The following is a 14,618-nucleotide window of genomic DNA, read 5'->3' on the forward strand; positions in this document are numbered from 1 at the left end:
ACGTGTTCTAGGTTGCCGGACAGGGGCCCGCGCTACCGGCCGCGGCCGCCGCGCAGCGCCCTGGGGAGGGCGGTCACCGCCCGGCCGACCCGGAAGCTCACCGAGCCGCGGACGGAGGCGAGCAGGTGCCGCGACTCGGCGAGGCTCTCCTCCGCCACCGCGAGGCGCTCTTCCAGCCTGCGCACCTCCTCCCTGTGCTTGTCGGGCTTCTTCGCCCGCTTCCTCTTGACCCGGATGAGGCGGCGTCCGGCGACCTGCTGGACCTCGTGCCACACGCCCTCCTGCTTCTCCAGCCAGTTCAGGAGGTCGTCCTGCACGGGACCGATGTCGCCCCACGTCCCGTAGAGCTTCATCGGGGTGACGCAGACCGGCCGGAGGCCGCCGGTGATCACCGCCTCCCAGACGGCGGCCGAGACGCCCGGCGTGTGCTCGGACCGGTAGTCGTCGCAGACGATGACACCGCCGGAGGCGAGCATGACCTGCGCGGCCCGGATGTCTCCGCGCACGTGCTCGTACAGGTGGGACGCGTCCACGTGCACGAACCGGCACGACTCGGGCCGGACGTGGTCCAGGATCAGCGAGGTCGGGCCCTGGACGATCTCCGGCAGCCGGTCGTGGAACGCCCGGTAGTTCTCCTCGAAGGCCGCGCGGGTCAGCGCGGAGTAGGACCTGGCCATCTCCTCCCGGTTCGGGTCGTCCGACGCCTCGGAGTCGAACAGGTCGCACACCGTGAAGGTCTCGCCGTCCCGCAGGTGGCGTCCCAGCAGGATGGCGCTCTTGCCGAGGTAGGAGCCGAGCTCCACCAGGTCACCGGACTCCCCGAGCTGATCCTGGCGTTCCAGGAACCAGGTGAACAGCCGCTGGTCGATCCCGGGGAACCATCCCTCGACGTCGTCGAGGGAGGAGGGCCGGCCGGGCTCCTGACTCGTCATGGGGGACTCCAACCTCACCGTGCTCGGGGCAGCGAAGACAAAAGTCCTACCCACGGCACCGCAAATATTCGCCCCGGCGCCGCACGATTCCGGCATGTCCGCCGGGGGGCGTGGTCGGTGGCCCCGCGGTGCGGGATGCCGCGGCCGGTGGCGCCCGGCCTCCACCTGCCGTTATTCTCGTTACTGGCTAGTCAACAATATGACTACAAGGTGAGAAGAGTTCATGCATCCCTTCCGAGCGGCGGCGGAGGCCGGTGATCGCGACGCGATCGAGGCCATGCTGGCGGACGACGTCGTCTTCACCAGTCCCGTCGTCTTCAAGCCGTACTCCGGCAAGCCGGTCACCGCGGCGATCCTGCGCGCCGTGCTGCGGGTCTTCACCGGCATCCGCTACATCCGGGAGATCAGCGACGGCCGCGACCACGCCCTGCTGTTCGAGGCGAAGGTCGGCGACCTCACGATCACCGGCTGCGACTTCCTGCGGATGAACGACGCCGGCCTGGTCGAGGAGCTCACGGTCATGGTCCGGCCGCTGTCGGCCGCCAAGGCGCTCGCCGAGGCGATGGCCGCGGAGTTCGAGCGGGTCGAGCGGGAGGCGCGCGAGGTGACGGCCGCGCGGGCCGCCGCGGACTGACGGGGCGGGGGCCGCGCGCCGCTCCGGGCCGGCGCGCGCTGGCTGAGGTCGGACGCATCTTCGGCAAATGATTGATCGCAGTCGCGGCAGTGCCTAGATTGGAGCGTCCGAGTCACCCCCGCAGAAGGAGCAAGCCTTGTCCGTGCGAACCAAGCCGCCGTTTCGGGCCGACCACGTCGGCAGCCTGCTGCGCCCGCCCGAGCTGCTGGCCGCGCGGGACGATCATGCGCAGGGGCGCATCGACGCCGCCCGGCTCGCCGAGATCGAGGACGCCGCCATCCGCGACGTGGTCCGGATGCAGGGCGAGGTCGGGCTGCGGTCGGCCACCGACGGCGAGTTCCGCCGCACCTCCTGGCACATGGACTTCATCTACCAGCTCGGCGGGATCAGCCCCGCGGACGAGAAGATCAAGGTGCAGTTCCACAACGAGGCCGGGGACATCGAGTTCACGACGGCCGCGCTGAGCGTGCACGACAAGGTCCGGCTGGAGCACACGATCTTCGCCGACCACTTCGCGTTCCTGCGGGACACCGCCGGCGACGGGGTGACGCCGAAGCTGACGATCCCGTCGCCGAACATGGTCCACTACCGCGGCGGGCCCGCGTCGATCGACCCGAAGGTGTACCCCGACATCGAGGAGTTCTGGGCCGACCTGGCCGCCGCCTACGCCGAGCAGGTGAAGCGGCTCGGCGAGCTGGGCTGCCGGTACCTGCAGCTCGACGACACGAGCCTCGCCTACCTCAACGACCCGGCGCAGCGGGCCATGATCAAGGAGCGCGGCGACGACGCCGAGCACCTCCACCTGCGCTACATCCGGCAGATCAACGCCTCGCTGGCCGGGCGGCCCGAGGGCATGAACGTCACCACCCACATGTGCCGGGGCAACTTCCGCTCGTCCTGGACGGCGGAGGGCGGCTACGACTTCGTCGCCGAGGCGCTGTTCGGCGAGCTGGACGTGGACGGGTTCTTCCTGGAGTTCGACGACGAGCGGTCGGGCGGCTTCGAGCCGCTGCGGTTCGTCCCGCCGGGCAAGATGGTCGTGCTCGGCCTGGTGACGACCAAGCGCGGCGAGCTGGAGTCCAAGGACGACCTGAAGCGCCGCATCGACGAGGCTTCGCGGCACGTCCCGCTCGACCAGATCTGCCTGTCGCCGCAGTGCGGCTTCTCCTCCACGGTGGAGGGCAACGTGCTGAGCGCCGAGCAGCAGGCGGCGAAGCTGCGCCTCATCGCCGAGACCGCCGAAGAGGTCTGGGGCTGACCCGCTCCCCCGGTCCCGCGGTGCTGAGCCGCCGGCCCCGCGGCATCCCCTCCGAAGCCGCGGAGCCGGCGGCGGAATCCCCCCGGGGTCCGGGTCAGCGCGTGCGGGTCGAGGCGCTGCGGTAGTCGGTGTAGGTGTACGGGTTGTCGAGGATCTTGGTCTCCGGGACGTCGGGGTTCATGCCGTCCGCCCATGCCTGCTCGCCCATCGACGAGCGCAGGTACTCGACCGTCGCCTCGACCTCGCGGCGGGCGGCGGCGAGGTCGGCGCCGACCAGGCGGTGGTCGTGCTTGACGACGCGTCCGTTCACCAGGACGGTGTGCACGTCGCCGCGCTGAGCCTGGAACGCGACGTGCCCGAAGGGGTTGAGCACGGGGAACGACACCGGTGAGTCGTCGTTCTTGATCAGAACGACGTCGGCCTTCCTGCCCGGTTCGAGGGCGCCGAGGTCGTCGCGGCCGATCGCGCGGGCGCCGCCGCGGGTGGCCCACTCGACGACCTGGTCGGCGCGCAGGGTGCAGTGCGTGACGGTGTCGCCCCTGTTGTGCGCCTCCAGGTGCATGCGGCAGCGGTCGGCGCCGAGCGTGGTCCGCATGGCGGAGAACAGGTCGCCGCTCCACCAGACGCTCGTGTCCATCGACAGCGACACCGGGATGCCGTGCTCGCGCAGGACCCAGGTGGGCGGGTAGCCCTGGCCCGCGCTCTGCTCGCTCTCGGTGGAGACGGAGATCGAGCCGCCGGTGGCCGCGATCCGGTGGTAGGAGTCGGCGGAAAGCGACGCGGCGTGCACGTACACGGTCTCGGGCGTCATGAACCCGTGGTCGTGCATCTGCTTGATGCCCTCGTCGCTGGTCGCGCCCCACACCCCGGCGTGGGTGGTGACGGGGACGCCCAGCTCGCGGGCGACCTCGAAGGCGGGCTTCTCCGGGAAGGACGGGTCGCCGACCACGTCGAACGCGAGCTGGAAGCCGAGCATGTCGCCGCCGATCAGCCTGGTGGCGAAGTCGCGGAACTCCGGGGTGCCGGTCCACTCGGCGGGCGGCGCCTGGATGTTGCCGTAGGCGAGGACGAACCGTCCGGGGACCGAGCGCAGCGCGTCCACGGCGGCGTCGGCGTGGTCGAGGGTCTGCAGGCCGTGCGACCAGTCGACGACCGTGGTGACGCCGGCGTCGATGGCCTCCAGGGCCGCGAGCACGTTGCCCGCGTGGACGTCGTCGGGCCGGAACCGCTTGCCGTGCTCCAGGTAGTACCAGACGAAGTACTGGGTGAGCGTCCAGTCGGCGCCGTAGCCGCGCATGGCGGTCTGCCACATGTGCCGGTGGGTGTCGATCATCCCGGGCATCACGATGCCGCCGGACGCGTCGATCTCGGCGGTGCCCTCCGGTACCTGGAGATCCGGGCCGACCGCGGTGACGGTGTCCCCGGTGATGAGGACGTCGGCGCGGTCGAGGACCTCGCGCCCTTCGGTCATCGGCAGGACCATGCCGCCGCGCAGCACCACGGGGCGGCCCGGCTCGAACTCGCTCGTCGTGTTCGGCATCGCTTGCACTCCTCGTCCTTCGGGACACGCACCCCGGAGCAGTCACGGACTGTTGTCCGCTGTACGGTCAAAGCTGCATGTGGTCACTCTTTCGAGCGGTAGTCAAAGTGTCAACCACTTGACCAGGTTCGATATCGCCATGGCACAATCGGGAGTGCGGACGAGCGTCCGCCCAACGGACGAGTGGCCTACCGAGAAGGAGCCGGATGACGGACGACACCGCGCGCGAAGGGCCGGGCGGCCCCCTGGCGGGGGTGCTGGTGGCGGACTTCTCCCGGGTCCTCGCCGGGCCCTACGCCACGATGCTGCTGGCCGACCTGGGCGCCGAAGTGGTCAAGGTGGAGGCCCCGCAGGGCGACGACACCCGGTCCTGGACGCCACCCGCCCGCGGCGACGTGTCGACGTACTATCTCGGCATCAACCGGGGCAAGCGCTCGATCGCCCTCGACCTGCGGGACGAGGACGACGCCGCGGCCGCGCGGGAGCTGGCCCGCCGCGCGGACGTGCTGATCGAGAACTTCAAGCCGGGCGGCCTCGGCAGGTTCGGCCTCGACTACGACTCGGTGCGCGCCGCCAATCCGGGCATCGTCTACAGCTCGATCACCGGGTTCGGGGCCGGGGCGGGCCGCGACGTCCCGGGCTACGACCTGATGGTGCAGGCGATCTCCGGGCTGATGAGCCTGACCGGCGACCCGGACGGCCCGCCGTACCGGGCCGGGATCTCGGTGTTCGACGTGATGGCCGGCAACCACGCCGCGATCGGCATCCTCGCGGCGCTGCGGCACCGCGACGCGACCGGCGAAGGGCAGCTCGTCGAGGTGAACCTGCTGTCGTCCGCGCTGGCCGGGCTGGTCAACCACAGCTCGGCGTACGTCGCCGGCGACACCGTCCCGTACCGGATGGGCAACGCGCACCCGAGCGTGTTCCCCTACGAGCCGCTCCCGACCGCCGACAACGACCTCATCGTCGCGGCGGCCAACGACCGCCAGTTCCGCAGGCTGTGCGAGGTCCTCGGCGTCCCGGAGGTACCCGGCGACCCGCGCTTCGCGACCAACGCCGACCGGACCGCCAACCGCGCCGAACTCCGCCCGATCCTCGTGGAGCGGCTGCGCCTGCGGGGTGCCGTCGAGTGGTTCGACCTGCTCGTGGCGGCCGGCGTGCCGAGCGGGCCGATCAACACGATCGACGGCGGGTTCGCGATGGCCGAGCGGTTCGGGCTGGACCCGGTCGTCGTGGTCGGCGAGGGCGACCACGCCGTGCCGACCACCCGGCACCCCGTCCGCTTCTCCCGCACGCCCGTGGCGTACCGGCTGCCGCCGCCCGGGCTGGACGAGCACGGCGCGGAGCTGCGCAAGTGGCTCGCCGAGCCGCAGGAGGGCGACGACCGTGGCTGAGCGGCCCGAGTACCCGACCGCGCTGGGCGCGTCCAGCCGGGAGAGGATCACCCTGCTGGGGCACGACCTCGCCGCGGACGTGATGGGCGAGGTCGGGTTCGGCGAGCTGGCGTTCTGGCTCGCCGCGCAGCGCCGTCCCGGGCCGGGCGAGACCCGCGTGTTCGAGGCGGTCCTCGCCGCGCTCGCCGACCACGGCTTCACCCCGACCGCGATCGTCACCCGGCTCACGTACCTGTCGGCGCCGGACTCGGTACAGGGCGCCCTCGCCGCCGGGCTGCTCGGCGGCGGCTCCCGGTTCCTCGGCGTCACCGAGGACACCGGCCGGTTCCTGCACGGCGTGCTGGACTCGGTCGACGGCGACCCCCCGGCCACCGACGCGGAGTGGGACGCGCTGGCGCTGCGGACCGTCCGCGCGGAACGCGAGGCGAAGCGGTTCGTCCCCGGCCTCGGCCACCACGTCCACAAGGACGGCGACCCGCGGACCCCCAGGCTGATGCGGATCGCCGCCGAGGAGGGGCTGTTCGGGCCGCACCTGGCGCTGTTCGCCGCGATCGGCCGCGTCCACCCCGAGGTGCTCGGCCGGCGGCTGCCGCTGAACGGCGCCGGGGTGTGCGGCGCCGCGCTCGCCGACCTCGGGCTGCCGCTGGAGCTGCTGCGCGGGTTCGCGCTGCTGGCCCGCACCGCCGGGCTGATCGGGCAGCTCGCCGAGGAGCTGCGCCGCCCGGTCGGCAACGAGATCTTCCTGTCGGTGGACCTCAACAACCGGTCCGTCGCCCCCGATCCCTACTCCCCCGGAGACCGGCATGGCTGAACTGGTCGCTGTGATCGCTTCGACCCACCATCCCTTCTACCACCGAGCGAGCACGGCGACCGGGGAGGACCGGCCCGGGTTCGCCGACGAATGGGTCCGCAAGGTCGAGGCGTTCCGCGAGACGCTCACCAGGGCGCGGCCCGACGTGCTGGTGATGGTCGGGTCCGACCACTTCCACCAGCTGTGGCTGGACAACATGCCGCAGTTCCTCATCGGCAAGGCGCCGTTCTACGACGCGAACTGGTACAACGAGGAGCGCGAGTTCGGGCTGCCCAGGATGCTGATGAAGGGGCAGGAGGACCTGTCGGCGTACCTGCTGCGCGAGGGCATCGACGCGGGTTTCGACCTGGCGTTCTCCAACGAGCTGCGGATCGACCACTCGATCACGTGCCCGATCATCACGCTGCGCCCGCAGAACGACCTCCCGATCGTCCCCGTCTACACCAACATCTTCGCGCCGCCGCTGCCGCGGCCGAAGCGGTTCGTCCAGCTCGGGAAGACGATCCGGGAGCTGGTCGAGTCGTGGCCGGGGAACCGGCGGGTCGCGGTGATCGGCACGGGGCACCTGTCGCTGGAGCTGGGCGGCCCGCGCCAGTTCGGCCCGCACGGACCCGACCCCGAGTTCGACGCGAAGGCCGTCGAGTGGATCTCCACCGGCGACATCGAGGGCTGCCTGTCGGAGGTGACGCTCGACAGCCTGCACGCCCCCGGCAACGCCACCCACGGGTTCATGGACTTCATGCTGATGATGGGCGTCGCGGGCGAGGGCCGGAAGGCCGACTACGTCGACACCTACGACCTGTTCCACACGATGGAGGCGTACTTCACCTGGTACCCGAACGGAGCGGGCAAGTGAGCAAGTACCTGCTGAACAAGTTCCTCTTCACCGTCGACCGCGACCCCGGCCTGGTCGAACGCTACCGGGACGAGCCCGAGGCGACGGTGGCGTGGTGGGAGGAGGAGCAGGCCAATCGCCTTCTCAACTGCCACGGCGCCGAGTCCAGCACCTGGCTGCGCTTCGACGACGCCGAACGGGCCGCCCTCGCCGCGCACGACTACCCGAAGCTGTTCGAGCTGGGCGCGCACCCGTTCCTCACGCTGACGCTGTTCATCGCGATGTTCGAGCGCGACCACGACGAGCCGCTGGGGTTTCAGCTGGAGTACGCGCGGAGGCTCTCGCACATGACGCTTCCCTACCCCGAGATCGCGACCTGACCGTGCGCGCCGCCGAGATCCGCGAGTGCGGCCGCCCGCCGGTGGTGGCGGAGCGGGAGGTGCCGGTGCCCGGGGACGGCGAGGTGCTCGTGGACGTCCTCGCCGCGCCCGTCACGCCGCTCGACCTGCTGTGCGCCACGGGCACGTCCTACTTCGGGAGGCCCGCGACGCCGTACGTGCCGGGCGTCCAGGGCGTGGGGACCGCGGGCGGCCGGACGGTGTGGTTCCCGTCCCCGGCCGGGATGTCGGCCGGGGACGGGAGCATGGCCGAGGTCGCGGCCGTCCCGGAGCGGGCGCTCGTCGAGCTGCCGGACGGCACCGACCCGGTGGCGCTGGCCGCGCTCGGGCTCTCCGCGGTCGCCGCGCACATGGCGCTGGGCATGCGCGGCGAGCTGGTCCCCGGCGAGCAGGTCATCGTGCTCGGCGCGGGCGGCGTCGTCGGGCAGGCCGCGGTGCGGCTCGCCCGGTCGGCGGGCGCGCGGCGGGTCGTGGCGGGCGCGCGCTCCCCCGCCGCGCTGGAGCGCGCGGAGCGGGCCGGGGCGGACGCGGTCGTCGCGCTCGACACCGGCGACGTCGGCGAGCTGGCCCGCCGGTTCGCCGGCGCCGCGGACGGTCCCGTCGACCTGGTGCTCGACCCGCTGTTCGGCGCCCCGGCCGCGGCCGCCGCGCTGACGCTGCGCCCCGGCGGGCGGCTCGTCAACCTGGGCGGCTCGGCGGGCGAGACGTGCCCGATCGAGTCCGCCACCATCCGCGGCCGGTCGCTGCGGCTGCTCGGCTACACCAACAACGAGCTGACGGCGGAGCAGCGGGCCGGGGCGATCGCGTTCGTCGCCGCGCGGGCCGCGTCCGGGGAGCTGTCGGTCGCGTACGAGACCGTCCCGCTCGCCGACGCGGCGGCGGCGTGGCGGCGGCAGGCGGCGGGCGCGGCCGGGGGCCGGATCGTGCTCATCCCGCGGCCGGCCGGGTGACCTGCGGGACGGTCTCCAGCCGCGCGAAGTCGGCGCTGATCTCCCCCGCCGTGTGCAGCAGCAGCGGCAGGTGCTCCTCCAGGAGCCGCTCGACGGGCGTCTCGGCGGCGTGGGTGTTGACGTTGATGCCCGCGATGACCTTCCCGGAGCCGTCCCGCAGCGGCGCCGCCACCGAGCGGATGCCGCGGGCGAGCTGCTCGTCGGTCATCGCCCACCCGCGCGCCCGGACCTCGCGCAGCTCCGCGTCGCGCTCGGCCCGGGACGGCCGGACGCGCGGCTCCAGGCCGGAGCGGGTCGGCTCGGCCAGGATCCGGTCGACCTCCGCGGCGTCCAGCGCCGCGAGCTGGACCTTGCCGAGCGAGGTCTGCAGGGCCGGGAAGCGCGTGCCGATCTGCACCGTCAGCGCGACGATCTTCGGGACGGCGACGCGGGCGACGTACACGATGTCGGACCCGTCGAGCTGCGCGATCGAGCACGACTCGCCGGTCCGTTCCACGAGGCGCTCCATGTGCGGGCGGGCGACGTCCCAAAGCCCCATCGACCGGACGTAGGAGACACCGAGGTCGAGCACGCGGGGGGTGAGGGCGTATCCTCCGTCCTCGACGCGCACGTAGCCGAGTTCGCGGAGGGTCAGCAGGATGCGGCGGGCGGTCGGCCGGGCCAGGCCGGCGGCCTCGGCGACCTGCGCCAGCGACATCACGGGCCGCCGCGCCTCGAAGGCGGTGATGACGTCGAGACCCCGGGCCAGTGCCTCGATGAAATCCGGTCCGGTGCCTTCCCGTGGCATCGATCATCCCCTCGCCGTTCACACCCGTCGGATGTCCATCATACGGACACCTGACCGGCACGTGGGCGACGCCCCGCACGGCAAACATTTGATTGAAAACTGTCGCGCGTCAATATTTCATCTAATAATCTGGCCCGAGGACGACGAGAGGACGACGGATGACCGCCGAGCAGGACGCGTCCCCGAACCCGCGGCCGCGCGTCCGCGCTCCGCAGCAACTGCTGTTCAGCTTCCTCGGCTCGCTCGTCCTCGACCGCGGGTATCCGCCGATCAGCTCCCGGGTGTTCCTGCACCTGCTCGGCGACCTCGGGGTGGCGGAGGCGGCCGCGCGCGCCACCCTCGCGCGGATGACGCGCAAGGGCCTGCTCGCCCGCGTCCGGGAGGGCCGCACCGCCCGGTTCTCCCTCACCCCGTGGGCCGAGGACCTGCTCCGCGAGGCCAAGCCCCGGGTCGACTCCCCCGCGCCGTTCACCCACCCGGACGGCGAGTGGACGCTGCTCAGCTACTCGATGCCGGAGAGCCGCCGCGACCTGCGCCACCAGATCCGCGCCCGGCTGACCTGGGCGGGGTTCGGCGGGCTGCGCGACGGGCTGTGGATCGCGCCCGGCCGCGCCGACATCGCCGCCATCTTCCAGGGCCCCGAGTTCGCCGGGCTGGCCGAACTGGCCGACGGGTTCTACTCCGTCCCGGTGGAGGGCACCGACGTGCCGAGGCTCCTGCACCGCGCCTGGGACGTCGGCGCCATCCGCGCCGAGCACGAGTCGTTCATCGCCGCCTGGACGCCCGACCGCGCGCAGGCGGGGCATGCGCTGACCCGCCTCACCCTCCTCGGCGCCGACTGGCTGCAGGTGCTGCGCACCGACCCCGGCCTGCCCGCCGAGCACCTCCCGGACGGCTGGCCCTCCGCCGAGTCCACCGCCCTGTACCGGGAGCGGTTCGCCGCGCTCGCGCCGGACGCGGCCGGCGAACTGCGCAGGCTGCTGGAGGCCGACGCCGGCCGGCGCTGACGGCCTCGCGGGAACGCCGGGCGGGCACCGCGCGCTGAACCCGGGCGGCGGTGCGGCCGTACCTCTGGCGGGCGGGCACCAACCGGACCCGGCCAGCGGACGACACCGGTCGGACGCCGCCTCCCGGCCACGGCGGACGTCCCCTGCGCGCGAGGAGCACCTTCCGTGTCAACGGACTCGATCGATCCGAGCCTGCTGCGCAAGAACGCGCACAGCCCGTCCTTCTTCGCCCTCCGGCGGGCGTCGTCGGGGCGGCAGGACCTGGTCGACTTCTGCATCCCCTGCAACCCCTACTTTCCGACGCCCGGGATGTTCTCCCAGCTCGCGGGGGCCATGGAGCAGATCCTCAAGTACTACCCGAGCGACGCCGACACGATCACCGCCGAGCTGTGCTCGGTGCTCGGGCACAACCCGCAGACGGTGGTGATGGGCAACGGGTCCACGGAGCTGATCACCTGGCTCGACCACCTGCTGGTCCGGGAGAGCCTCGCCACGCCGATCCCGACGTTCGGGCGCTGGACGGACCAGCCGCTGGAGACCGGCAAGCGCGTCGACATGTTCCAGCTCCACGAGATGCGCGGTTTCGAGTTCGACGTGGACGCGTTCGTGCACTTCGTCCGCACCCGCGGGTCGCGGGCCGCGGTCGTCTGCAACCCGAACAACCCCGACGGCGGCTACGTCCCGCGGCGCGAGGTCGTCCGGCTGCTGGACCTGCTGATCGACCTGGACCTGGTCGTGGTGGACGAGTCGTTCCTGGACTTCGTGGACGCCGAGCCGCACACCAGCGTCGCCGACGAGGCGCGCATCCGGCCCAACGTGGTCGTGCTGAAGAGCCTCGGCAAGAACTTCGGCCTGCACGGCATCCGGTTCGGCTACATGGTGGCGAACCCCGCGCTGGCGCAGCTGGTCCGGACGGCGCTGCCGAAATGGAACCTGAACTCCTTCGCTGAGGTCGTGGTGTTCCTGCTGCGCGAGCACGGCGCGGAGTACCGCGAGAGCCTGCGGCTGCTGTCCCGGGACCGGATGATGATGGCGCAGCAGCTCGCGGCGCTGCCGGGGCTGAAGGTCTTCCCGTCGCAGGGCAACTTCATCATGATCAAGCTCCCGGACGGCCGGGACGGCGTCGCGCTCCGCGACCACCTCATCTCCCATCACGGCGTGTTCATCCGCGAGTGCGGCAACAAGCTGGGGTCCACGAGCCAGTTCGTGCGGCTGGTCGTCCGGCCGCAGCAGGACGTGCAGCGCCTGCTGATCGGCCTCGGCTCCTACCTGTACGGCACCGCCGCCGAGGCGCCGCCCGACAACGTGGTGTCCCCCGGGCACGGCTGGGGCGAGCCGGCGCGGCCCGGCGGGGCCGGCGCGCCCGGGGAGCCGGACATCCCGGCGGCGAGCCGATTCACCGAGCACGCGCACTCCGAGCCCCTCGCCCACGAGGATTTCCGAGCCGCCATTTAGGTAATGGCCGAAATGAAATCGGCGGGCAATTACCCAAGTTGATCTAGCCGGACGGACGGGCCGCGCCCTACGTTGGCAGCGTCGCCTTTCACACGCCGCCATTCACGGCGCGTTCCGACCCGACCTCTGGAGAGATCCGATGGAGAATCCGTACGTCCTCGACCCCACGGGCGCCGATGTGATGGGGGAGGCCGCGAAACTGCGGGAAAGGGGGCCGGTGACGCCGGTGGAACTCCCCGGCGGCGTGGCCGCGTGGGCGGTGACGGGGCAGGAGGAGCTCAGGGGCCTGCTGGCCGATCCGATGGTGTCGAAGAACCCGAACCTGCACTGGACCGCCTGGATCGACGGCGAGATCCCGCCGGACTGGCCGCTGGCCCTGTGGGTGTCGGTGCAGAACATGTTCACCGCCTACGGCGACGACCACCGCCGGCTCCGCACGATCATCTCCCGGGCGTTCACACCGCGGCGCACCGAGGCGCTGCGGCCGGCCGTGGCGGAGATCACCCGCGACCTCGTGGAAGCGCTGGCCGCGGCACCGGGCGGGCGGGCCGACCTGCGCGAGGAGTTCGCCTACCCGCTGCCGATCGAGGTGATCTGCCGGCTGTTCGGCGTCCCGGACGAGACCCGGCCGACCCTGCGCCGCTGCGTCGACGGCGTGTTCAACACGGCGCTGACGGCCGAGCAGTCCCTCGCCAACCAGCAGGAGATGTACGGCATCCTGCAGGACCTCGTCGAGTTCCGGCGCCGCGAGCCCGCCGACGACCTGGCGGGCGTGCTGATCTCCACGCGGGACGAGGAGGGCTCGCGGCTCAGCGAGAACGAGCTGGTGGACACGCTGATCCTGATGATCTCCGCCGGTCACGAGACCACCGTGAACCTGCTCGACCAGGCGATCCTCGCGATGCTGACGCACCCGGAGCAGTACGCGCGGGTCCGGTCCGGCGAGGTGCCGTGGGACGAGGTGATCGAGGAGACGCTGCGCTGGCAGGCGCCCGTGGCGAACCTGCCGCTGCGCTACGCCGTCGAGGACATCGAGGTCGGCGGCGTGACGATCCGGAAGGGCGAGGCGATCCTCGCCGGCTACGCCGCGGCCGGCCGCGACCGCGCCCTGCACGGTGACGACGCCGACGCGTTCGACATCACCCGCGCCGACAAGGAGCACCTCTCGTTCGGCTACGGGGTGCACTTCTGCGTGGGCAAGCACCTCGCGCGGATGGAGGCCGAGATCTCCCTTCCGGCGCTGTTCGGCCGCTTCCCCGATATGACGCTCGCCGTCGACCCGGGCGAACTGCGCCAGGTGGAATCGTTCATCACCAATGGCCACCGGGAACTGCCGGTCGACCTGAATTCCTGAGGCCGGGAACCGCCGTCTCGTTCGTTTTCCCGGCCGCCCGGCGCGAAAGGCCGGGGAAACGGCGGGATCGGCGCGGTTTTCGTCCGCCTCGCCGTTTCGGACGGGCCGTTTCTCAGGTGGCCCGGCGGGCGCGGGCCCGGCGCTTTCCCTCGTGCATGGCCTGCACCCGCGCGACCGGGATGGTGTGGCCCTCCTCGATCAGCCCGGGCGGGAGCTCCTGCGGGGGCGGCATGAGGTCGGCCCACGGGTCCCGCCCGGCGAGCAGGCCCGCGGCGTTCCGGAGGGTGAGGCCGGCGGGGGCGACGCCGTCGAGGTCGTCCCACGGCACGGGGAACGAGACCGGCGTGCCGGGGCGGATCCGCGGGCTGTAGGCGGCCACCACGGTCGCCCCGCCGGCGCGCGTGGAGTCGAGGAACACCTTGCCGCCGCGGTCCTCGCGGATGAAGGCCGTGGTGGCGAAGTCGGGGTCGAGGCGCTCGGCGCGGGCCGCGAGGGCGCGGGTGGCGGCGGCCACGTCGTCGGCGGGCGCGCGGCCGTCCAGCGGCACGAACACGTGGACGCCCTTCGCGCCGCTGGTCTTGACCGCCCCGGCCAGCCCGGAGGCGTCCATCGCCGACCGGACGAGGCGGGCGGCGCGGACGGCGGCGCCGAAGTCGTCCGGGGTGGGCGGGTCGATGTCGACGACCAGATGGGTCGGCCGGTCCCAGGCGGCGTCGCGGAAGAGGGGCGGGTGGTACTCGACCGCGCGCTGGTTGGCGAACCAGAGCAGCGTGCGGCGGTCGTCGCACAGCGCGTATGACACCTCGCGCTGGGACGTCTCCGCCCAGACCGTCACGCGCCGCACCCAGGACGGGGTGTACTTCGGGAGGTTCTTCTGCATGAAGGGCTGCTGGCCCCGCAGCACGCGCTTGACCGACAGCGGCCGCCCGGCGAGCTGCGGGAGGATGCGGTCGGCGACGGCGTCCAGGTAGTCGACCAGGTCGCGCTTGGTCGCCTCGGCGCCCTCGAACAGGGGCTGGTCGAGGTTCGTCAGGCGGACTCCGTCACGTTCCTCATCGGCGCTCACAGGCCCAGCTTCGCACGGGCCACCGACAAAGCGCCCCGGATGGTGCGGCGGCGGGACGTCCCCCTCAGCGGGGCCGCCAGGGGGATTCCGGGGAGGTCGGCCGGGCGTCGGCCGTCACCTGGAGTGCGTAGGTCGGGGACGCGGCGCCGTCGAGGGGGCCGAGGTAGCCGTGGCCGGTCAGGTGGCACCAGGCGGGG

General features: G+C 72.4%; 14 protein-coding genes. 10 read left to right on the forward strand and 4 right to left on the reverse strand.

What is annotated here, in order from left to right; translation table 11 throughout:
- Nucleotides 1-32 precede the first annotated feature (32 nt).
- Nucleotides 33-932, reverse strand: a complete 900-nt coding sequence (locus E1289_RS12355) for a class I SAM-dependent methyltransferase (RefSeq protein ID WP_131979224.1) — start codon at nt 930-932, stop codon at nt 33-35.
- A 223-nt stretch (nt 933-1,155) separates the two neighbouring features.
- Between E1289_RS12355 and E1289_RS12360 the strand changes: the two genes are divergently transcribed.
- Both E1289_RS12360 and E1289_RS12365 read left to right on the forward strand, forming a co-directional pair.
- Entirely contained in the window at nt 1,156-1,566 is a 411-nt protein-coding gene (locus tag E1289_RS12360; RefSeq protein WP_131979227.1) for a nuclear transport factor 2 family protein, read from the forward strand.
- 142 nt (nt 1,567-1,708) lie between these two features.
- On the forward strand, nt 1,709-2,824 hold the full coding sequence (locus E1289_RS12365) for a 5-methyltetrahydropteroyltriglutamate--homocysteine S-methyltransferase (protein ID WP_243712776.1): 1,116 nt from the start codon (nt 1,709-1,711) through the stop codon (nt 2,822-2,824).
- A 94-nt stretch (nt 2,825-2,918) separates the two neighbouring features.
- Here E1289_RS12365 and E1289_RS12370 read toward each other — a convergent pair whose 3' ends face one another.
- Nucleotides 2,919-4,364 carry an amidohydrolase family protein gene (locus E1289_RS12370; protein WP_131979233.1) on the reverse strand — a complete coding sequence of 482 codons (1,446 nt, stop codon included), beginning with the start codon at nt 4,362-4,364 and terminating at the stop codon, nt 2,919-2,921.
- A gap of 206 nt (nt 4,365-4,570) precedes the next feature.
- Between E1289_RS12370 and E1289_RS12375 the strand changes: the two genes are divergently transcribed.
- Genes E1289_RS12375 through E1289_RS12395 form a run of 5 tightly spaced genes read left to right on the forward strand, consistent with a single transcriptional unit; the run spans nt 4,571 to nt 8,752 of the window.
- Nucleotides 4,571-5,758, forward strand: a complete 1,188-nt coding sequence (locus E1289_RS12375) for a CoA transferase (RefSeq protein WP_131979236.1) — start codon at nt 4,571-4,573, stop codon at nt 5,756-5,758.
- A complete protein-coding gene (locus E1289_RS12380; protein ID WP_131979239.1) occupies nt 5,751-6,569 on the forward strand; it encodes a citryl-CoA lyase in 819 nt (272 codons plus the stop codon). The genes E1289_RS12375 and E1289_RS12380 overlap by 8 nt, the downstream gene beginning before the upstream one ends.
- Nucleotides 6,562-7,425: an extradiol ring-cleavage dioxygenase gene (locus E1289_RS12385; protein ID WP_131979242.1), complete on the forward strand. Its 864-nt coding sequence runs from the start codon at nt 6,562-6,564 to the stop codon at nt 7,423-7,425. Before E1289_RS12380 ends, E1289_RS12385 begins: the two co-directional genes overlap by 8 nt.
- The gene (locus tag E1289_RS12390) at nt 7,422-7,784 is read left to right on the forward strand and encodes a hypothetical protein (RefSeq protein ID WP_131979245.1); all 363 of its coding nucleotides are present in this window, start codon (nt 7,422-7,424) and stop codon (nt 7,782-7,784) included. Before E1289_RS12385 ends, E1289_RS12390 begins: the two co-directional genes overlap by 4 nt.
- A 2-nt stretch (nt 7,785-7,786) precedes the next feature.
- Nucleotides 7,787-8,752, forward strand: coding sequence for a zinc-binding alcohol dehydrogenase family protein (locus tag E1289_RS12395; protein ID WP_131979248.1), 966 nt, complete (start codon nt 7,787-7,789; stop codon nt 8,750-8,752).
- Here E1289_RS12395 and E1289_RS12400 read toward each other — a convergent pair.
- Entirely contained in the window at nt 8,730-9,539 is an 810-nt protein-coding gene (locus E1289_RS12400) for an IclR family transcriptional regulator C-terminal domain-containing protein (protein ID WP_131979251.1), read from the reverse strand. The two genes, E1289_RS12395 and E1289_RS12400, sit on opposite strands and share 23 nt — an antisense overlap.
- A 158-nt stretch (nt 9,540-9,697) precedes the next feature.
- On the opposite strand from E1289_RS12400, the gene E1289_RS12405 reads away from it, so the two are divergent.
- The 3 genes from E1289_RS12405 (at nt 9,698) to E1289_RS12415 (ending at nt 13,355) form a co-directional block, all read left to right on the forward strand.
- Complete coding sequence (locus tag E1289_RS12405; RefSeq protein WP_131979254.1) at nt 9,698-10,546, forward strand: PaaX family transcriptional regulator C-terminal domain-containing protein; 849 nt, start codon at nt 9,698-9,700, stop codon at nt 10,544-10,546.
- A gap of 165 nt (nt 10,547-10,711) precedes the next feature.
- Nucleotides 10,712-12,001 carry a histidinol-phosphate transaminase gene (locus E1289_RS12410; protein WP_131979257.1) on the forward strand — a complete coding sequence of 430 codons (1,290 nt, stop codon included), beginning with the start codon at nt 10,712-10,714 and terminating at the stop codon, nt 11,999-12,001.
- A gap of 139 nt (nt 12,002-12,140) precedes the next feature.
- Nucleotides 12,141-13,355: a cytochrome P450 gene (locus E1289_RS12415; RefSeq protein ID WP_131979260.1), complete on the forward strand. Its 1,215-nt coding sequence runs from the start codon at nt 12,141-12,143 to the stop codon at nt 13,353-13,355.
- 112 nt (nt 13,356-13,467) lie between these two features.
- Here E1289_RS12415 and E1289_RS12420 read toward each other — a convergent pair whose 3' ends face one another.
- On the reverse strand, nt 13,468-14,421 hold the full coding sequence (locus E1289_RS12420) for an ATP-dependent DNA ligase (RefSeq protein WP_131979263.1): 954 nt from the start codon (nt 14,419-14,421) through the stop codon (nt 13,468-13,470).
- Nucleotides 14,422-14,618: the final 197 nt, after the last annotated feature.

The organism is Actinomadura sp. 6K520, from assembly GCF_004349245.1.
GTDB lineage: Bacteria > Actinomycetota > Actinomycetes > Streptosporangiales > Streptosporangiaceae > Spirillospora.